This window comes from Kitasatospora sp. NPDC054795 (genome assembly GCF_053611565.1).
The window spans coordinates 1-18,633 of sequence record NZ_JBSHAP010000050.1 but is presented as its reverse complement, the minus strand read 5'-3'; the positions used below and the strand labels follow the sequence as shown (position 1 = coordinate 18,633).

Genomic DNA, 18,633 nt, shown 5'->3' with positions numbered 1-18,633 from the left:
GCAGTGCCGGAGGGCGTGCGCTGCGCCCCCCGGCACTCCTGCCCTAGCGTCGCGGGAAGAGGACCCGCCGACGGACGGAGCCGCCGCCATGACCACCCCCGCCGAACGCCGCCGCCGCGGCCGGGCCGCCCGGGAACGGATCTCCCGCTCCGCCCACGGCCGGTGGATCCCCGCCGCCGACCGGCCCGACCCGCTCGACGTGCTGGAACGGCAGTGCGAGGACCGGATCACCCGGCTGCTGCCGATCCGCCGCGGCCGGATGGCGGCGAGCCCCTTCGCCTACCTGCGCGGCGCCGCCGCCGTCCTGGCGGCCGACCTCGGCGCCCTCCCCGAGACCGGCCTCACCGTCCAACTCTGCGGCGACGCCCACCTGTTGAACTTCGGCCTGTACGCCTCGCCGGAACGCGCACTGCTCTTCGACGTCAACGACTTCGACGAGACCCACCCCGGCCCCTTCGAATGGGACGTCAAACGGCTCGCCGCCAGCGTCGCCGTCGCCGCCCGCGACAACGGCCAGGACGAGCGGCGGGCGCGCCGGGCCGCGCTCACCGCCGTCCAGGGGTACGCGGACGCCATGCGGCGACTGGCCGGGAAGGGCGAACTCGACGTCTGGTACGCCCGCGTGGACACCGCCGACCTCCCGGCACTGCTGGGCAAGCCGGGACAGCGCAAGCAACTGGAGTCCGGCCTCGCCCACGCCCGCAGCCGCACCAGCCTGCAGGCCTTCGGCAAACTCACCGAGGAACGGGACGGGCGGCGCCGGATCATCAGCGCACCGCCGCTGATCGAGCCGCTGAAACGGACCGAACTGCGCGCCGTCGGCCAGGTGTTCAGCGACTACCGGTCGACCCTCCCGGAGTCCCGCCGGGTGCTGCTGGACCGCTTCCGCTTCGTCGACGCGGCGACCAAGGTGGTCGGCGTGGGCAGCGTCGGCACCCGCTGCTACATCCTGCTGCTGGAAGGCCGGGACGGCCGCGACCCGCTGTTCCTCCAGCTCAAGGAGGCCGGCCGGTCGGTGCTGGAGGAACACCTGCCGCCGCTGCGGGTGGACGCCGAGGTGTCCGCCCACCACGGCGGCCGGCGGGTCGTCACCGGGCAGCACCTGATGCAGGCCGCCAGCGACATCTTCCTCGGCTGGACCACCGGCCCCGGCGGGCGCCACTACTACGGCCGCCAACTGCGCGACATGAAGGGCTCGACGGAGATCGCCGACCTCACCCCCTCCGGCCTGCGCGCCTACGCCGAGCTCTGCGGCCGCACCCTCGCCCGCGCCCACGCCCGCACCGGCGACCGCCTGGCCATCGCCGGCTACCTCGGCAGCGCGGACACCTTCGCCGAGGCCGTCGCCGACTTCGCCCTCCGCTACGCGGACCGCACGAAGGCCGACCACGGCGAACTGGTGGCGGCGATCGCGGACGGGCGGCTGGCAGCGGTGTCCGGGGTGTGAACCGGGGGGTGAACCGGCGCCCGCCGGGGTCGGCGGGGCCGCGGGCGGCGGCCGGCTTCCGCCACCGCCACCCGTCACCGCCCGGCGCCGGCTCCGACGCGGCTCAGCCGACCGTCCGCCGCACCGCCGCGACCAGCAGCGCGGCGGCGACCAGCAGGCCGCCCGCGTAGAACGGGCCGAGTTCGCCGGCCGCCGTACCGAGGGAGGCGGCGGCCAGCAGCGGGCCGGCGGTGGCGCCGAGGTTGAGGGCTGCGGTCGCACAGGCGCCGGCCAGGGAGGGGGCCCCGGCCGCCTCGTACAGCACCCGGGTGATCAGGGTGCCGCCGACCGCGAAGGACAGCCCGCCCAGCAGGAACACAAGCGGCAGCAGAGCGCCCGGTGCCCCGGCCAGAACGGCGAGCGCGGGCCAGCCCGCCAGCAGCAGCGGGCCGCCGACCGCGAGGACCCGGCCGGGGCGCCGGTCCGCGAGCCGCCCGGCGACGGTGACCCCGGCGAACGACCCGGCGCCGAACAGCACCAGCGCGACCGGCACCCACAGGTCGCCCAACCCGGTGGGTCCGGTCACCACGGGGGCGAGGAAGGTGAAACCGCCGAAGGTCGCCGCGTTCACCAGCCCGGCGAGCAGCATCGCGCGGAGCAGCCGGGGGCGACGCAGCTCGCCGAGCTCCGCGCGCAGCGTTTGGACGGCGGAGAGGGTGCGGTCGGCCGAACCGGCGTGGGGCGGAAGGCCCTTGGCGATGCCGACGGCGGCCGGCAGGCAGAGCAGCGTGACGGCCCAGAACGCGGCACGCCACCCGAACGCCGCGCCCAGCACCGCCCCGCCCGGGACACCGGCCACCGTCGCCACCGTCGTCCCCGACAGCAGCACGGCGAGCGCCCGTCCCTTGCGGTCCGCCGGGACCAGCGCGGCGGCGGTGGTCAGCGCCACGGACAGGAACCCGGCGTTGGCGAGCGCGGCCACCACCCGGGTGGCCAGCAGCACCGGGAAGCTCGCGGTGACCGCCCCGACCGCGTGCGCCGCCGCGAACGCCAGGACGAACCCGAGCAGGCTGCCACGCCCCGGCCGGCTGCGGACGAGAACGGCCATGAGCGGCGCACCGACCGCCATTCCGACCGCGAAGGCCGAGGTCAGCGCGCCGGCCGTGCCGACGGTGACGCCGAGGTCGGCGGCGAGGCCGGGCAGCAGCCCGGCGAGCATGAACTCCGAGGTGCCCATGGCGAACACGGCCAGGGCGAGCAGATAGAGCGGAAGGGGCATCGAGAGGCTCCGAAGCGGGGCGATGGGAACGAGAAGGACGGACGTCTCGTCACCGCACGCTCAACCCCCGGGCGGCGCGGACGTGGCGCTCGCTCGGACCTCGGTGGTTCAGTGCTTCCGGGTTTCAGGGGGCTGACGGCGCGTGACCGAAAGCCCCCACCCTGGATGCCTCAGGGCTCGACATGCCCGGCACGCTACCCGACCCTCCGCCGTCGAAGCACCCGGTTTTCCGGCTGCCCCGGTGGGCCCGTGGACCCAGTGCGGCCATCCGGATGCGCCGGAGGACCACGCCGTCTAAGGTGCCCCGCAAGGGGGTTCGATGAATCGTGTGAGAATCGGCGGGGTCCTGGCCGCGACGGCCCTGTTGCCGCCGGCCGTGGGCGTGGTGGGGTGGTTCGAGTCCCGCAGCGGCGGACGGGCCGTGGTGGCCGACGCCCTGAACCGGCCGGTGCTGCTGGTCGGCGCGGCCGCCGTCCTGCTCCTGGCGGCGCGCCTGGTCCGCGGCCGTCGGGACACGGTCGGCGGGGTGGCGACGGCGGTCGGGGTCCTCGGGCTGCTGTTCGCGGTGGGCGCGTCCGTCCTCGGCTCGTTCCAGGAGCCGGTCCGCTCGGACATCCGCACGAGCTCCCCGGGCCGGACGGACCACGTCCTGACCGTGGTCAACCGCGGCTACTCGGAGCAGGAGAGCAACACCTTCCACATCGCGCTGGAGACCGGCACCGGCCTCTCGGCCCGCCGGTGGCACGTCCTCACCGTCCGACAGGCGTTCCCGGGGCACGGCGAGTTCGTCTCGGCGCAGTGGTCCGACGCCGGCCACGTCCGCATCACCACCGACGCCGGCTACCGCGTCTTCACCGTCGACCCCGCCACCGGCGAACCGACCCTCACCGAGAGCGCCGGCAAGGTGCGGACCGTCTAGGTTCCCAGCCGGACATGGCGATCGAGGAGGGGCCCGAACCCTCCTTGAGCCTGGTGCGAGGCACGAGGCTCACGGCGAATGGGCCGGCGGCCACGATGCGCGGCTCTACCGCCGCCAGGGGGAACAGGGCACCGGACAACCTGCCGGCCGGGCCGGGACGACCACCTCCAGGATGCCCGGAAACCGAAGAGGGGGAGTTCGATGACGAACCGTGGGAGAGCCGGCGGCATCGTGGCCGCCACCGCGCTGCTGCTGCCGCCGGCGCTGTGGGCGGTCGGGCGCATGGAGTCGGGCGACGGCGGGCGGGCGGTGCTGGCCGACGTCCTGAACCGGCTGTGGGCGATGCTCGGTCCGGCCGCCGTCCTGCTGCTGGCCGCTGGCGTGGCCTTCGTGGCCGGCCGGGGGCGGGTGCACCGGGGCTGAACTGCGGGATCGTCCGCGGGGATTGTCAGTGGCGTGTGCGAGGGTGACGTCATGCTGGCGATCGCGGTGCAGACGAACGAGACGCGGCACCTGAGGGTGTCGGCGGACGAACTGGCGGGGATGGTCCGGCGCATCGGTGCGCCGGACGACCGCTTCCTCGTCGTGGAGCGGATACCGGACCTGCCGGACGTGTACGTGCAGGTGTGGCACGCCGACGGCGAGGAGTACACGCTGGAGCATCGGGACGGCTCCGCCGAGCGGCACTTCGAGGTGCGGCTGGACGGGCCCGAGCCGGTGGTCGAGGCGATGACGGGCTGGGCGCGCGGTGCGGCGGGCTGGGACGAGGGCCTGGACTGGCGGCGGCTCGACCTGGGCCCGGCGTCGGAGCCGGTGCCGCCGATCGACCTGGAGGCGGGTGAGCGGAGGGAGTTGGAGGAGCGGCTGCGGTTGACGCTGGCCTGCGGCTACACCGACCGTGCCGGGCTCGCCGAACAGGCCGAGGAGTACTTGGTCGCGGGCGACCGCCGCCCGCTCTCGCGCCCACAGGCCGAGCAACTCGCCGACCGGCTCTGGCTGGAGCGGGTCGGCGAGCAGAGCGGCTGGATCGGCGAGACCGACCCGGAGCGCCTGACCAGGGCCTTTGCCGCCCTGGAGGCGGGCGGCCTCACGGCCCGGGAGGACTTCGGCTGCTGCCGCTCCTGCGCGGACGCCGAGATCGCCGAGGTCGGCATCCCCGAAGCGCGCGGCTTCGTCTGCTTCCATGCCCAGTGCACCGAGTCCGCTGCCGCCGGTCACGGCCTGTCCCTGCTGTACGGCGGCTTCGACGGCTCCCCGGCGACCACTGTCGCGGTCGGGAGGGAGGTGGTCGCCGCCCTGACGGAGGCCGGCCTGCCGACGGTCTGGAACGGCGACCCGTCCCACGCGATCGAGATACGCCCGCTGCTGTGGCGCCGCCGCCTGGGCGCGTGAGACCGGGGGCGCGTGAGACCGGGGGTGCGGCAGCCGGTTGGTGGTGCGGCAGCCGGTGGGTGGTCAGGTGCGCCGGCGGGTCCAGCGCCAGTAGTTGGTGAGGCCGAGGCCGGCGCCGAGGAGGACGGCGCCGACGGGGACGAGGGGGAGCCACAGGGTGGCGACGGCCGCGTACTCGACGACCAGGCCGAGGGGGAGCAGCCAGCGGAACCAGGGTTCGCCGGGGAAGCGGCGGGCGTCCCAGAGGGCGACGGCGAGCATGGCCGCGCCGACCAGGACGCCGAGGACGGGGATGCCGTGGGGTGTCACGGTGAGTGCCAGGTGCATGTCCGTCAGCCCTCCCGCCGGTGACCGGTGCCGCGGTCCGGCCCGTGGGTCCGGACCGCGGCATCAGCCTCTCACGGCACCAGCACCCGCAGGGCGTCCTTGGCGACCGCGACGTCCACCGGGAGCGGGGCGATGAACTCCCCGTCGGCGTAGGCGGTGATGCCGGGGGACTCGATCCGCAGGGACTCGGTGCGCAGCGTGGTGACCTCCGGGTAGGTGACGTGGGTGCCCTTGAAGAGGGTCGGGAAGAAGCGGGCGATGCGCAGCCGGGGCATGGCGTCGACGAGGGTGAGGTCGAGCAGCCCGTCGTCGGGGAGGGCGGCGGGGCACATCAGCATGCCGCCGCCGTAGCTGCGGGTGTTGCCGACGGCGGCCAGGGTGAGGTCGCGTTCGATGACGGTGCCGTCGGCGAGGGTGATGCGGAACGGCAGCGGGCGCAGGTTGGCGAACTCGGCGAGGATGGCGAGGTTGTAGCGCATCCGGCCGCGCGGCCAGCGCAGCCGGTTGGCGCGGTCGCTGACCAGGGAGTCGAAGCCGGTGGCGAGGACGGAGCCGTACCAGCGGACGGCGCCGTCCGGGCCGGTGATCCGGCCGAGGTCGATGCCGCGGGTGCGTCCGGCGGCGATGACGTCGGCGGCGGCTTCGGGGGCGCCGAGCGGCAGGCCGTACTCGCGGGCGTGGTCGTTGCCGGTGCCCGCGGGTATCACGCCGAGCGGGACGGGGGTGCCGGCCAGGGCCTGGAGGGCGAGGTTGATCATGCCGTCGCCGCCGACGACGGCCACCGCGTCCACCCCGCCGGCCACCGCCTCGCGGGCGAGGCGGACGGCGTCCTCGGGGGAGCGCCCGGCGTGCGGTTCGACCTGGAGGCCGAGGGCCCGCAGCCGGGCGGTGGCCCGGTGGGCGGCGGGTTCGGCATGGCCGGCGCCCGCCGCCGGGTTGGTGAGAACGGCGACCCTGCGGACGGTTCTCACCTCGTTCACGGGATCAACTTGCCCGGGTTGAGGATGCCCGCCGGGTCGAGTTCGGCCTTGACGGCGCGCAGGATGCGCACGCCGAGGTCGCCGATCTCCTCGGTCATCCAGGGCCGGTGGTCGGCGCCGACGGCGTGGTGGTGGCTGATGGTGCCGCCGGCGCCGAGGATGGCGTCCCCGGCGGCGCGCTTGGCGGCGCCCCAGCGGGTGAGCGGCTCCTCGCCGAGGGCGGCGACGACGGTGAAGTAGAGCGAGGCACCGGTCGGGTAGACGTGCGAGATGTGGCAGAGCACGAGGGAGCCGGGCAGGGCGCCGGTGAGCGCCTCGGTGACGGCGGTGCGCAGGGCCGGCAGGCGGCTCCAGCTCGTCGCGGTCTCCAGGGTCTCGCACAGCGCGCCCGCGCCGAGCAGCGAGTCGCGCAGGTAGGGGGCGTTGAACCGGCCGTGCTCCCAGGCCCGGGCGGGGACCTCGCCGAGCGAGGTGGCGCCGGTGGCGAGCAGGGTGTCGCGGGTGAGCTGCAGGCGGGCGGCGACCTGGGCGGCGGTGCCCTCGAAGACGGTGACGGCAAGGCAGCCGGTGACCGCCGGGGCGCCGCCGATCTGCTCGGTCATGGCCAGGTTGATCATGGTCTCGGCCTCGTCGGAGAGCCGGATCACGGTCGGGCCGGTGCCTTGCTGCTCGACGGCGCGCAGCGCGGCGGTGCCGGTGGCGAAGTCGGGGAAGCTCCACGCCTCGTACGCCTTGACGGCGGGCAGCCGGTGGATGCGCAGCCGGACGGCGGTGATCACGCCGAGGGTGCCTTCGGAGCCGAGGAAGAGCTGGCGCAGGTCGGGGCCGGCGGCGGAGGCGGGGGCGCGGCCGAGGTCGAGGATCCCGGCGGGGGTGACGACGCGCAGTCCGCGCACCATCTCGTCGAAGCGTCCGTACCCGGCGGAGTCCTGGCCGGAGGAGCGGGTGGCCGCGAAGCCGCCGATGGTCGCGTAGCGGAAGCTCTGCGGGTAGTGGCCGAGTTCCCAGCCGCGTTCGGCGAGCAGTGCCTCCGCGGCCGGGCCGGTGAGGCCGGCGCCGAGGACTGCTTCGCCGGAGGTCTCGTCGAGGTCGAGCAGCTGGTCGAAGCGGCGCAGGTCGAGGGAGACGACGGCGTCGAAGGCTCCGCGCTCGGGGTCGAGGCCGCCGACCACGCTGGTGCCGCCGCCGAACGGGACGACGGCGATGCGGCGTTCGGCGCACACCGCGAGGACGGCGGCGACCTCCTGCTCGCTGCCGGGCAGTACGACGGCGTCGGGGGCGTCCTGTGCCTCGCGGCTGCGGCGGCGCAGCAGGTCGGGGGTGGACTTGCCACCGGCGCGCGGCAGCCGGTCGGCGTCGGCGGCGCTGATGTGGGCCTCGCCGACGGCGGTGGCGAGTGCCTTGAGGTCCTCGGCGGAGATCCGGGACGGGCGCAGGACGACCTCGTCGGCGCCGGGCCCGGGGGCGGCGTCGCCGGTGACGCCGAGGGCGGCGGCGAGCAGTCCCTTGATGTCGGCGGACAGTTCCTTGGCGAGGGCCGGGTCGCCCCAGGCGTCCCACTTCATCGGGGGGAGCGGAAGTGCGGCGCCGGCCGGTCCCGCTTGCGTCTCAGGTGCCATGCGTTACAGTTTCACACATCATGTCAAGTAGTAACGCCGAGCCTCAGACGCCGCCCCCGGCCCCCGGGGAGCGCAGCACCGACGACGCGATCCTGGACGCCGCCGCCGACCTGATCGTCCATCTCGGCGTGCGCCGGACCCAGTTGTCCGAGATCGCCCGCCGCGCCGGGGTCAGCCGCCCGACCGTCTACCGCCGCTGGCCGGACGTCCGGGCGGTGATCGGCGCGCTGCTCACCCGGGAGATCCTGACCACCCTGGAGGGCGCCGGGCTGGACGCCCACGACCGGGAGACCCTCGTCGAGCGGGTCGTGGAGATCGCCGTCCGGCTGCGCGACCACCCGGTGCTCGGCGCACTGCTGCACTCCGACGACTCCGACCTGCTGCTCCAGTACGTCGTCGAGCGGCTCGGCGCCAGCCAGCGCGGCCTGCTGGAGGCGCTGCGCGCCGGCATCGAGCACGGCCAGGCGCACGGCTCGATCCGGGCCGGCGAGCCGCTCGAACTGGCCGCCATGGTCCTGCTGATCGCCCAGTCCACAGTCCAGTCGCACCGCATGGTCGCCTCCCTGCTGCCCGAGGCGGCCTGGCGGCGCGAACTGGCCAGAGCACTGAACGGATACCTCGCGCCATGACCCCCACCGCAGGCCCGCACGCCGGCCCGTACGCGGGCACCGGCCGGCTCGACGCCGCCCGCCGCACGCTGGAACTCCAAGCGCTCGGCGACGACCCCCGGATCGACCTCCTGGTCGTCGGAGGCGGCGTCACCGGCGCCGGAGTGGCCCTGGACGCGGCCTCGCGCGGCCTGCGCACGGTGCTCGTCGAGGCTCGCGACCTCGCCTTCGGAACGAGCCGCTGGAGCTCCAAGCTGGTGCACGGCGGCCTGCGCTACCTCGCCTCCGGGCGGATCAAGGTGGCCCGGGAGAGCGCCGTCGAGCGCGGCGTGCTGATGACCCGCACCGCCCCGCACCTGATCCGGGCGCTGCCCCAACTGGTGCCGCTGCTCCCCGACCTGCTGCGCCCGGGCCAGGCCGCGCTGATCCGCACGGGCTTCCACGCCGGGGACGCGCTGCGCCTGACGGCCGGCACCCCGGGCGCGCTGCTGCCCAGGGTGCGCCGGATCGACGCCGACCGGACCCGCCGGCTGGTGCCGGGTGTGCGGACGGACGGGCTGCGCGGCGCGCTGGTCGCCCACGACGGCCAACTCGTGGACGACGCCCGGCTGGTGGTCGCGCTGGCCCGGACCGCCGCGCAGTACGGGGCGACCGTGCTGACCAGGGTGCGCGCCGAGCAGGTCGACGGCACCTCGGCCCGGCTGGTCGACACCCTGACCGGGCGGGAGCTGGCCGTCCGGGCCGGCGCGGTGGTCAACGCCACCGGCGTCTGGGCGGGCGAGGTGGACACCTCGATCAAGCTCCGGCCCAGCCGGGGCACCCACCTGCTGGTGGACGCGGAGGCGCTCGGCCACCCGACCGCGGCCCTCACCGTGCCGGTGCCCGGCTCCACCAGCCGGTTCGTCTTCGCCCTGCCGCAGCAGCTCGGCCGGGTCGCGATCGGCCTGACCGACGAGGACGCCCCGGGTCCGATCCCGGACGAGCCGCAGCCCACCGAGGCCGAGCGCTCGTTCCTCCTGGACACCGTCAACGCCGCCCTCGCCACCGCCCTGACCGGCGCGGACGTGCGCGGCGCGTACGCCGGTCTGCGTCCGCTGATCGACACCGGCGACGGCAGCACCGCCGACATCTCCCGCGAGCACGCGGTGCTGGAGAGCCCGTCCGGGGTGATCACCGTGGTCGGCGGCAAGCTCACCACCTACCGCAGGATGGCCGAGGACGCGGTGGACACCGCCGTCCGGCTGCGCGGCCTGCCCGCCCGCGCCTGCTGGACGGCCCGGCTGCCGCTGATCGGCGCCCCCGGCCACGGGGACAGCCGCCCGCTGCCCGCCGGCGCGGGGGCCGTCGGCCAGGTGCCCGCCTCGCTGCTCGCCCGCCACGGCGGTGCGGCCCACGAGGTGCTGGCAGCGGGGGAGTTGACGCCGATCGCGGAGGGTCTGGACGTGACCCGCGCCGAGATCGCCCACGCCGTCAGCCACGAGGGCGCGCTGGACGCGGCCGACGTGCTCGACCGCCGTACCAGGATCGGGCTGGTCGCGCAGGACGCGGAGCGGGCCCGCGACGCGGTCGAGGAGATCGTGGCGGAGTGCCTCGGGGAGGTTCGGGGGAGCTGACGCGCCGGGCGGTCGGCGTCGGGCGGTCGGCGTCGGGCGGTTCCACCCGCTGCGCCGACCGGTCGGCGCAGCGGGCCGGGGCCCGGGGATCGTCAGGCCGCGGCCCGGGGGAAGGGGTCGAGGTCCGGCTCCACCCAGGCGGTCCGGGCCTGCTCGCTCGCGAGCGTCCCCGGACGGTAGTGGCGGGCGAGCAGGTCCTTGTCGAGCAGGTCCGGATGCAGGGTGGCGAACTGCTCGAAGCCCGTCGCGTCGTCGTCCGCGTGGAGTGCCACCAGCTCGACCCAGGCCCGGGTCATGGTGATGTGGAACTTCTGCGGCGCGCCGGCCTTGGTGGCGGTGCGCAGGATGCCCTCGCCGATCAGGTCGAGGGCGGCGGTGGCGCCGTGGCGGCGCACGGCGAGCCAGGTGAGCCGGACGTGCTGGCGGTGGCCGAAGCGCTCGGCGTCGGCCATCACCTCGCGCAGCAGGCCGTCGAAGGTGTCGGGGGTCGCGGGGGTGGTCATGCGCAGGCCTTCGCCGTCTGTGTGGGGGCTCGCGGGGCGCGGCTCGTGGGAGTCCGGCTCGTGGAGGCGGCTCGTCCGGGCCGACCCTGGATCGTACGGTTTTCCGATATTCGGGGGCAAACCACCCGAACGGGGTGTTTCAGCGCGCCGTGCGCTCGGGCATCGGGTGCTCGGCGCCGGACAGCTCCAGGACGCAGGCGAGCGGGTGCTCGGCCCGGCCGGTGCGGTCGAGCCGGACCGCGAGCGGCTTCGGCGGCTCCTCGGCGACCTGGGCGGCCAGAGTCAGCGGGTAGACACCGTGCCCGTGGACGCGGTGGAAGGCGCACTCCTTGCCGTCGACCAGCAACTCGGTCTCGGTGATCCAGCCGGACCGGACGTTGACGGTCACCGAGTGCCCGCCCCGGTCGAGGTGGAAACTGTACCGCTGGCGCATCGGGACCTCCGGCGACCGGGCCTGCGACGAGGGGAAACGGGGGAAGAGCCGACGAGGGGAAGCGGGGGAGAGGCGACGAGGGGAAATCCACTGCCAGTCTAGGACGGGAGGTCGCTAGGGTGCTCGGCATGCGGAGCACAGCGGGTGGCCTGCGGCCGTACGGGCCGGACAAGGAGGTGGCCGAGGACGAGTACGTCCTCGGCCTGTACCGGGTGCCCGTCAAGGCGAGGACGGGACGCAAGGCCGGCCCGGCGCCGCGGCCCGGGCGCCTGGAGGCCTGGGCGGACGGCGGCGCGCTGCGGGCCGTCCTGCGCCGCCTGGGTGCGCGGACCCTGCCCACCCTCGCCCGCCACGAGCCCGACCTCGACTTCGCCGGCCGGATCCGGCAGCCGGCGACGGCCGCGCTGGTCCGGGAGATCGAGCAGGTGGACCTAACCCGGCTCCCGGCCGCCGAGCGGGCGGTGCTGCGCCTGCTGCTGGACTGGGGCCGCCGGGCGACGGCCGAGAACGGCGCGCTGCGGATCGAGATCGACGCCGTGCAGTGACGCCGTGACCTGCCCTGCGGCGGCTCCCGCGCACGGTTCCCGTGCGCGACCCGGAGAAAATCCCGGGGCGGGCCCGCCTCCAGACGGATTCTCGTGATCTCTACAGTGTTGTAGATTCGTCCACAGGGAGAGATCCGAGGAGGGCATTGTGGGAGTTTCGCTGGCCAAGGGCGGCAACGTCTCGCTCAGCAAGGAGGCGCCCGGTCTGAGCGCCGTGATCGTCGGTCTCGGCTGGGACGTGCGCACCACCACCGGGGCCGACTACGACCTGGACGCCAGCGCGCTGCTGTGCAACGCGCTGGGCAAGGTGGTCTCGGACCAGCACTTCGTCTTCTTCAACAACCTCCGCAGCCCCGATGGTTCGGTCGAGCACAGCGGCGACAACCTGACCGGCGGCGGGGACGGGGACGACGAGCAGATCAAGGTCGACCTGGACCGCGTCCCGGTCGACGTGGCCAAGGTGGTCTTCCCGGTGTCGATCTACGACGCCGACGCCCGGCTGCAGAACTTCGGCCAGGTGCGCAACGCGTTCATCCGGATCATCAACCAGGCCAACGGCCTGGAGATCGCGCGCTACGACCTGACCGAGGACGCCTCGACCGAGACCGCGATGGTCTTCGGCGAGCTGTACCGCAACGGCGTGGAGTGGAAGTTCCGGGCCATCGGCCAGGGCTACGCCTCCGGCCTGCGCGGCATCGCGACCGACTACGGCGTGAACGTCTGATCGTCGTCGTAGCCGCCGGCGTCGCCACCGGTGGTGCCGTTCTCGCCGCCATGGTGGACGTCACCACCGTCGACGTCGACGTCCGTCCGCCCCGCGCGGGTTGACGTGGTTTCGGCGGTCGCCGCGAGCGCTCGGCCGGTACGGTCGAGCGCGTGGCCGCCGAAACCCCCGCCGCCGGTGAACTGGTGCTGCCACCAGGCGGCCATGCCCGGCTCGTCCATCCCCGACCAGTCCGGCGCCCCGGTGACCTGGGCCCGGCCGAGGGTGCGGCCCAGCTCCACCAACTCCCGCCCGGACTCCGTCCGTTCGCGGTCGTAGGCGGCCAGCAGGGCCGACCAGGAGCCGGCCTCCCGCCCCGCCAGTTCGAAGGCGTGGGCGTCCTGCATCGCCTTGACCGCGCCGCTGGTGTTGTGCGGGCGCACCACGGTGGCGGCGTCCCCGCCGATGAGCAGCCGGCCGGCCGTGCGGCGCGGGGCGGCCAGGTCGTAGATCGGCTGCAGGAAGGTCCGTTCGCGCGGGGTCAGGGTGACCAGGCCGGCCCAGTACGGCGGCAGGTACCGCTCGGCGAGTTGCCGCAGTTCGTCCAGCTGTCCGTCGAGGAGGCTGCCCGCCGGGATGCTGGTCGGGCCGTCCAGCCGCAGCCAGGCGGGCGTGGGGGCGTAGAAGACCCAGTTCACCTGGGTGCGGCCGGGTTCGACCCCGGGGATGCGGTAGATCACCACCTGGCCGCCGGGGTAGCAGGCGGTGATGCACTGCTCCTCGGGCCAGGGCGCCGCGCCGCCGGGCAGCTCGGCGAGCAGGGCGGTGTCGTAGCTGCCGCGCCAGCACACGTACCCCGCGTACTCGGGTTCGGCCCGGGGGCAGACGGCCGCGCGGACCACCGAGCGGTAGCCGTCGGCGCCGATCACCAGGTCGTACGTCTCGCGGCCGCCACCCGCTTCGGCCCAGGCGCCGTCGGGCCCGTTGCCGACGGCCGTCACGGTGGCGCCCAGCCGGAACTCGACCTGCCGGGGCGTCCGTTCGCGCAGCGCCTGCCAGAGCACGCCCCAGTGGTGGGAGTGGAAGGGGAAGGGCTGGGCCCAGAGCAGCCGACCGCAGCCGTCCGGGCCGTCGCCCTCGCCGCCCGCGCCCCGGGCGACCCAGCGGCGGACGGTGAGGCGGTGGCGGCGGGTGTCCGCGTCGAGGTGCCCGGTCCGGACCAGTTCGTCGAAGCGGTCGTTGTGGGTGCACAGCCCGACGCCGCGGTCCTCCAGCCGGCCGGGGCTGCGTTCCAGCACCACCACGCGTTCCGCGCCGAGCCGGGCGGCGGCGCCGGCGAACGCGCTTCCGGCGATGCTGCCCCCGACCACGGCCACCGAGCCACCCCGCACGGCCGCTCCTCTCCCGAGCTCGTGTCGTCCCCGCGGCGCCGCGGCGATGTCCGGGACGCCGTTGCGTCGCCCCCGTGATGTCCGGTACACGTCGCCCCGGTGATGTCCGGTACACGACGATACGCCGCCGGCCGGGTTCCGGCGGCGTGTTCGGGCCATCCGGAGGGCCGTCCGGATGGCCGTCCGGAGGGGTCTTCGGGTGGTCGGTCGGGCGCCTCCGGGAGCGCCCGGAGGGTCTGTCCGGACACCCTGTCCAGCCTTATGCAACTAGTTGCATACCCCGCCGCCCGTCCCCTACCCTGCGGTAACAACGACCCCCAGCCCGCGCCCCAGGAGACGTCGATGAGCGCCCACCCCGGCAGCAGCCGCTACCCGCACCTGCTCAGCCCGCTCGACCTCGGCTTCACCACCCTGCCCAACCGCGTGATCATGGGCTCCATGCACGTCGGCCTGGAGGAGGCCCCCGGCGGCTACGAGCGGATGGCCGCCTTCTACGCCGAACGGGCCCGCGGCGGCGTCGGCCTGATCGTCACCGGCGGCATCGCCCCCAACGAGGCCGGGCGCCCCTGGGAGGGCGGCGCGATGCTGACCACCGAGGAGGAGGCCGACAAGCACCGGACCGTCACCGACGCGGTGCACGCCGCCGGCGGCAGGATCGCCCTCCAGATCCTCCACTTCGGCCGCTACGCCTACCACCCCGACCTCGTCGCCCCCAGCGCGATCCAGGCCCCGATCAGCCCCTTCACGCCCAACGCGCTCACCGCCGAGCAGGTCGAGCAGACCATCGAGGACTTCGCCCGCTGCGCCGAACTCGCCCGCCGCGCCGGGTACGACGGCGTCGAGATCATGGGCTCCGAGGGCTACCTGATCAACGAGTTCGTCGTCGCCGCGACCAACCACCGCGAGGACGAGTGGGGCGGCCCGTACGAGCGGCGGATGCGCTTCCCGGTGGAGATCGTCCGCCGGGTCCGCGAACGGGTCGGCGAGGACTTCATCATCGTCTACCGCCTCTCCATGCTCGACCTGGTGCCCGGCGGCTCCACCCTGGACGAGGTCGTGCAGCTCGCCCAGGCCGTCGAGGCCGCCGGGGCGACCATCATCAACAGCGGCATCGGCTGGCACGAGGCCCGCATCCCCACCATCGCCACCTCGGTGCCGCGCGGCGCCTTCGCCTGGGTCACGAAGAAGGTGATGGGCAAGGTCGGCATCCCGCTGGTCACCACCAACCGCATCAACACCCCCGAGATCGCCGAGCGTCTGCTCGCCGAGGGCAGCGCCGACCTGGTCTCGATGGCCCGCCCGCTGCTCGCCGACGCCGACTTCGTCGCCAAGGCCCGGGACGACCGCGCCGAGGCCATCAACACCTGCATCGGCTGCAACCAGGCCTGCCTCGACCACACCTTCAACCTCCAGATCACCTCCTGCCTGGTCAACCCCCGCGCCTGCCACGAGACCGAACTCGTCCTCGGCCCCACCCGGTCGCGCAAGCGCATCGGCGTCGTCGGAGCCGGCCCGGCCGGCCTCGCCTTCGCCGTCTCCGCCGCCGAGCGCGGCCACGACGTCACCCTGTACGACGCCGCCCGGACGATCGGCGGACAGCTCGACATCGCCCGGCGCATCCCCGGCAAGGAGGAGTTCGACGAGACACTGCGCTACTTCCGCACCCGGCTGGCCGAGTTGGCCGTCACCCTGCGGCTCGGCGCGACCGTCACCGCCGAACAGCTGGCCGAGCAGGGCCACGACGAGATCGTCCTCGCCACCGGCGTCACCCCGCGAACTCCCGCCGACATCCCCGGAATCGACCACCCCAGCGTGCTCGGCTACCTCGACGTGCTGCGCGGCGGCGCGACGGTCGGCGAGCGGGTCGCCATCCTCGGCGCGGGCGGCATCGGCTTCGACGTGGCCGAGTTCCTCACCGACCCGGGCGACGCGGCCAGCCTCAACCCGCCCCTGTTCCAGGCCAAGTGGGGCATCGACCCGGACTACCGCGAGCGCGGCGGCCTGCGCACCCCGGAGCGGCCCAAGCCCCCGCGCAGCGTCCACCTGCTCCAGCGCAAGACCGGCAAGGTCGGCGCCGGCCTCGGCAAGACCACCGGCTGGATCCACCGCACCGAACTCAAGCACCGCGGCGTGGTGATGGTCCCCGGCGTCACCTACGACCTGATCGACGACGCCGGCCTGCACCTCACCGTCGACGGCGAACGCCAACTGCTGCCCGTGGACACCGTCGTGCTCTGCACCGGCCAGGAGCCGCGCCGCGACCTGTACGAGGCACTGCGCGAGCGCGGCCTGCCGGCGCACCTGATCGGCGGCGCCGACGTGGCCGCCGAACTGGACGCCAAGCGGGCCATCAAGCAGGGCACCGAACTCGCCGCCACCCTCTGACCCGGTCCGTATCCCGGCCGGCACGCCCCTGCACGCCCTCGTACTCTCCGTGCCCCTCCGTGTCCGTCCGTGTCCGTCCGGGGCCGAGCCGGGCCCGCCGCCCGCGGTCGGCCCCGTACGATCGACCCCATGTCGCTGCCGCACGCCATCCTCACCGCCCTGCTGGAGAAACCGTCCTCGGGGCTGGAGCTGACCAGGCGGTTCGACAAGTCGATCGGCTTCTTCTGGCCCGCCACCCACCAGCAGATCTACCGCGAACTGGGCCGGCTGGAGGCCTCCGGGCACATCCGGGCCCTCCAGCCGGAAGGGCCGGTGCGCGGACAGAAGAAGGAGTACGAGGTCCTGCCCGAGGGCCGCGCCGAACTCGCCCGCTGGACCGCCGAGGGCGCCGCGCCCCGCGCCGTCCGGGAGCCCCTGCTGCTGCGGCTCCGGGCGGCCGCGGTGGTCGGCACGGACGGGCTGACGGCCGAGCTGGGCCGCCACCTCGCCCTGCACCGCGCGCAGTTGGCCGACTACCGGGAGATCGAGCGGCACGACTTCCCGGCCGAGCGGACGGACACCGGAAACCCGCTCCAGCACGCGGTACTGCGGGCCGGCATCGGACTGGAGACCTTCTGGGTGCAGTGGCTCGCCGAGACCCTCGAAGCCTTGGAGGCCCTCGACGCCCTTCCCTCCGCCCTCTCGGCTCCGCCCGCTCCGTCCGCCGACCCTTCGAATAGGTCCTGACCTGCGGAGATCCCCGCCCGCGCGCTCCGCCCGGCCCCCGGTGGGACACTGGTGGCTGTCCCTGCCCGAACCCTCGACCGGGGGCCCGCATGACTCGTCCCAGGCCCATCCACGCCCTCGCCGCCGCGGCCGCCGCCGTGGCGGTCGCCCTGGGCCCGGCCACCCTGCCGGCAACGGCCGTGCCCGCCCAGGACGCCCAGCAACTGCCCTCCGCCGACCAGCTGAAATCGGCCCTGCTGACCGCGGCCGACCTCGGCCCCGGCCACACCGAGATCCCGGTGACGCAGAGCCCAAGCCCCGGCCCCAGCGGGAACCCCACCCCGGTGACGGGCTGCGCCGCGCTCAGCGCCCTCATCAACATGCGCGCGACCCAGACCGGCACCAACACCTCGCACGCCGCGGTCGAACTCGACGGTCCGGACGGCAACCCGATGACCACCCAGGTCCTCGCCGCCGAGGCGCCCGACCAGCTCACCGCCGACTTCAACACCGTCACCGACGCCCTGAAGACCTGCCACAGCATCACCTTCAACGGCGGCACCGACGACGAGGTCACCTTCACCGTCACCCCGGTCACCCTCGGCGACCGCAAGGACGCCCCCGCCGTCCACCTCGACGGCACCCTGGCCGGCGTCCGACTCAACGGCTACGTCGGCATCGAGCGCTTCGGCACGGTCGCCATGGCCTTCGGCTTCTTCGAACGCCAGGCCACCTCCGAGCAGGCCGCCTCCATGCAGTACCGCACCGCCGTCGCCAAGGTCGAACGCACCCTCGGCACCCAGGCCGGCAGCACCACAGCCCCCACCGCTACCCCCACCGAGGGCCAGCGCGTCTGACCAGACCCCGCCCCCTCCGCACAGCACCGCAGCCCCCGGCCGAACGCCTCGCGCGCTCGGCCGGGGGCCGCGGTGATCGACCGTCGACCGGGGCGGGTTACACGCCCGCTGGGCTTTACCCCGAACAGTGGGCTCTGTCCCGTAATCGGCTCTGTCCCGTAATCGGTGGTAACGAAGCGTGATGGGTGTCGTTGGCAGGTCATGCGAAATGTCAACGAGCTTGTGGGCACGGTGTTTTCCGGGTTGTCGCCGCTGGTGATCGAGGATGTAGTGGACGAGGGTGAGGTGATTCGGGTGGTGGCCCGGACCCAGGACGGTCCGGTGCCCTGCCCGGTCTGCGGGGCGCCGACGGACCGGGTGCACGGCTTCCATCACCGGACGGTGGCGGACGTGCCGGCGGACGGCCGGCGGGTACTCGTGGTGGTGCGCGTTCGCCGCCTGGCCTGCCCGGTACTCGGCTGTCGGCGACAGACGTTCCGCGAGCAGGTGCCCAGCCTGCTCGAGCGCTACCAACGTCGCACGAACCGTCTCACGAGCCAACTCGGTTCTGTGGTAAAGGAGTTAGCAGGCCGGGCCGCGTCGCGGCTTTTGGCGGTGCTCGCCGTACCGGCCTCCCGGTCCACGGCTTTGCGGATGCTGTTGCGGGTGCCCCTACCCGCGCGACGGGCGCCGCGGGTCCTGGGCGTGGACGACTTCGCCCTGCGCCGCCGTCACCGGTATGCGACCGTGCTGATCGACGCCGAGACCGGCGAGCGGATCGACGTCCTGCCCGGGCGGGGTGCCGACACCCTGGAAACGTGGCTGCGCGAGCACCCGGGTGTCGAGGTGGTGTGCCGGGACGGCTCCGGGGCCTACGGCGAGGCCGTCCGGCGGGCTCTGCCCGAAGCGGTGCAGGTCGGTGACCGGTGGCACATCTGGCGCAACCTCTGCGAGACCGTCCTGAAGGAA

19 protein-coding genes are annotated in these 18,633 nt (G+C 74.5%); 12 read left to right on the top strand and 7 right to left on the bottom strand.

The genetic code is table 11. The annotated features are described in order from the left end of the window. Positions 1 to 88 precede the first annotated feature (88 nt). The gene (locus ACWGJO_RS19540; protein ID WP_452185310.1) at positions 89 to 1,447 is read left to right on the top strand and encodes a DUF2252 domain-containing protein; all 1,359 of its coding nucleotides are present in this window, start codon (positions 89 to 91) and stop codon (positions 1,445 to 1,447) included. 103 nt (positions 1,448 to 1,550) lie between these two features. Here the strand turns inward: ACWGJO_RS19540 and ACWGJO_RS19535 are convergent, their stop codons facing one another. Continuing rightward, positions 1,551 to 2,705, bottom strand: coding sequence for a Cmx/CmrA family chloramphenicol efflux MFS transporter (locus ACWGJO_RS19535; RefSeq protein ID WP_452185308.1), 1,155 nt, complete (start codon positions 2,703 to 2,705; stop codon positions 1,551 to 1,553). 319 nt (positions 2,706 to 3,024) lie between these two features. Between ACWGJO_RS19535 and ACWGJO_RS19530 the strand changes: the two genes are divergently transcribed. The 3 genes from ACWGJO_RS19530 (at position 3,025) to ACWGJO_RS19520 (ending at position 5,016) form a co-directional block, all read left to right on the top strand. Next, positions 3,025 to 3,624 (top strand): hypothetical protein, encoded by a 600-nt coding sequence (locus ACWGJO_RS19530; RefSeq protein WP_452185306.1) that lies wholly within the window; start codon positions 3,025 to 3,027, stop codon positions 3,622 to 3,624. A gap of 201 nt (positions 3,625 to 3,825) precedes the next feature. Beyond that, positions 3,826 to 4,047, top strand: coding sequence for a hypothetical protein (locus tag ACWGJO_RS19525; RefSeq protein ID WP_452185304.1), 222 nt, complete (start codon positions 3,826 to 3,828; stop codon positions 4,045 to 4,047). Positions 4,048 to 4,098: 51 nt separating this feature from the next. Continuing rightward, positions 4,099 to 5,016 carry a DUF6891 domain-containing protein gene (locus ACWGJO_RS19520; protein WP_452185302.1) on the top strand — a complete coding sequence of 306 codons (918 nt, stop codon included), beginning with the start codon at positions 4,099 to 4,101 and terminating at the stop codon, positions 5,014 to 5,016. Positions 5,017 to 5,079: 63 nt separating this feature from the next. On the opposite strand, the gene ACWGJO_RS19515 is transcribed toward ACWGJO_RS19520, so the two are convergent. The 3 genes from ACWGJO_RS19515 to ACWGJO_RS19505 all read right to left on the bottom strand — a co-directional run bounded on the left by ACWGJO_RS19515 (position 5,080) and on the right by ACWGJO_RS19505 (position 7,888). After that, positions 5,080 to 5,343 carry a hypothetical protein gene (locus tag ACWGJO_RS19515; protein WP_452185300.1) on the bottom strand — a complete coding sequence of 88 codons (264 nt, stop codon included), beginning with the start codon at positions 5,341 to 5,343 and terminating at the stop codon, positions 5,080 to 5,082. Between the two features lie 71 nt (positions 5,344 to 5,414). Then, complete coding sequence (locus ACWGJO_RS19510) at positions 5,415 to 6,323, bottom strand: diacylglycerol kinase (RefSeq protein WP_452185298.1); 909 nt, start codon at positions 6,321 to 6,323, stop codon at positions 5,415 to 5,417. Next, a complete protein-coding gene (locus ACWGJO_RS19505) occupies positions 6,320 to 7,888 on the bottom strand; it encodes an FAD-binding oxidoreductase (protein ID WP_452185296.1) in 1,569 nt (522 codons plus the stop codon). The genes ACWGJO_RS19510 and ACWGJO_RS19505 overlap by 4 nt, the downstream gene beginning before the upstream one ends. A gap of 74 nt (positions 7,889 to 7,962) precedes the next feature. Between ACWGJO_RS19505 and ACWGJO_RS19500 the strand changes: the two genes are divergently transcribed. Both ACWGJO_RS19500 and ACWGJO_RS19495 read left to right on the top strand, forming a co-directional pair. Continuing rightward, positions 7,963 to 8,571 (top strand): TetR/AcrR family transcriptional regulator, encoded by a 609-nt coding sequence (locus tag ACWGJO_RS19500; RefSeq protein WP_452185294.1) that lies wholly within the window; start codon positions 7,963 to 7,965, stop codon positions 8,569 to 8,571. Continuing rightward, positions 8,568 to 10,163 carry a glycerol-3-phosphate dehydrogenase/oxidase gene (locus tag ACWGJO_RS19495; protein ID WP_452185292.1) on the top strand — a complete coding sequence of 532 codons (1,596 nt, stop codon included), beginning with the start codon at positions 8,568 to 8,570 and terminating at the stop codon, positions 10,161 to 10,163. The genes ACWGJO_RS19500 and ACWGJO_RS19495 overlap by 4 nt, the downstream gene beginning before the upstream one ends. A 92-nt stretch (positions 10,164 to 10,255) precedes the next feature. Here the strand turns inward: ACWGJO_RS19495 and ACWGJO_RS19490 are convergent, their stop codons facing one another. Further along, entirely contained in the window at positions 10,256 to 10,666 is a 411-nt protein-coding gene (locus ACWGJO_RS19490; RefSeq protein ID WP_452185290.1) for a hypothetical protein, read from the bottom strand. A 139-nt stretch (positions 10,667 to 10,805) separates the two neighbouring features. Beyond that, a complete protein-coding gene (locus ACWGJO_RS19485; RefSeq protein WP_380352839.1) occupies positions 10,806 to 11,099 on the bottom strand; it encodes a hypothetical protein in 294 nt (97 codons plus the stop codon). 128 nt (positions 11,100 to 11,227) lie between these two features. On the opposite strand from ACWGJO_RS19485, the gene ACWGJO_RS19480 reads away from it, so the two are divergent. Together ACWGJO_RS19480 and ACWGJO_RS19475 are read left to right on the top strand one after the other, a co-directional pair. Further along, positions 11,228 to 11,644: a hypothetical protein gene (locus ACWGJO_RS19480; RefSeq protein ID WP_452185288.1), complete on the top strand. Its 417-nt coding sequence runs from the start codon at positions 11,228 to 11,230 to the stop codon at positions 11,642 to 11,644. 148 nt (positions 11,645 to 11,792) lie between these two features. Continuing rightward, entirely contained in the window at positions 11,793 to 12,368 is a 576-nt protein-coding gene (locus ACWGJO_RS19475; RefSeq protein WP_387689824.1) for a TerD family protein, read from the top strand. Here the strand turns inward: ACWGJO_RS19475 and ACWGJO_RS19470 are convergent. Next, the gene (locus ACWGJO_RS19470; protein ID WP_452185285.1) at positions 12,350 to 13,738 is read right to left on the bottom strand and encodes an FAD-dependent monooxygenase; all 1,389 of its coding nucleotides are present in this window, start codon (positions 13,736 to 13,738) and stop codon (positions 12,350 to 12,352) included. The two genes, ACWGJO_RS19475 and ACWGJO_RS19470, sit on opposite strands and share 19 nt — an antisense overlap. Before the next feature lie 342 nt (positions 13,739 to 14,080). Here ACWGJO_RS19470 and ACWGJO_RS19465 point away from each other — a divergent pair, with 342 nt between their 5' ends. The 4 genes from ACWGJO_RS19465 to ACWGJO_RS19450 form a co-directional block, all read left to right on the top strand. Further along, positions 14,081 to 16,123, top strand: a complete 2,043-nt coding sequence (locus tag ACWGJO_RS19465) for an oxidoreductase (protein ID WP_452185284.1) — start codon at positions 14,081 to 14,083, stop codon at positions 16,121 to 16,123. Between the two features lie 129 nt (positions 16,124 to 16,252). Next, positions 16,253 to 16,849, top strand: coding sequence for a PadR family transcriptional regulator (locus ACWGJO_RS19460; protein ID WP_452185282.1), 597 nt, complete (start codon positions 16,253 to 16,255; stop codon positions 16,847 to 16,849). Positions 16,850 to 16,938: 89 nt separating this feature from the next. Then, the gene (locus ACWGJO_RS19455; protein WP_452185280.1) at positions 16,939 to 17,685 is read left to right on the top strand and encodes a hypothetical protein; all 747 of its coding nucleotides are present in this window, start codon (positions 16,939 to 16,941) and stop codon (positions 17,683 to 17,685) included. Positions 17,686 to 17,886: 201 nt separating this feature from the next. Continuing rightward, positions 17,887 to 18,633: ISL3 family transposase (locus ACWGJO_RS19450; protein WP_452185278.1), on the top strand; the 747-nt coding region annotated here is incomplete at its 3' end.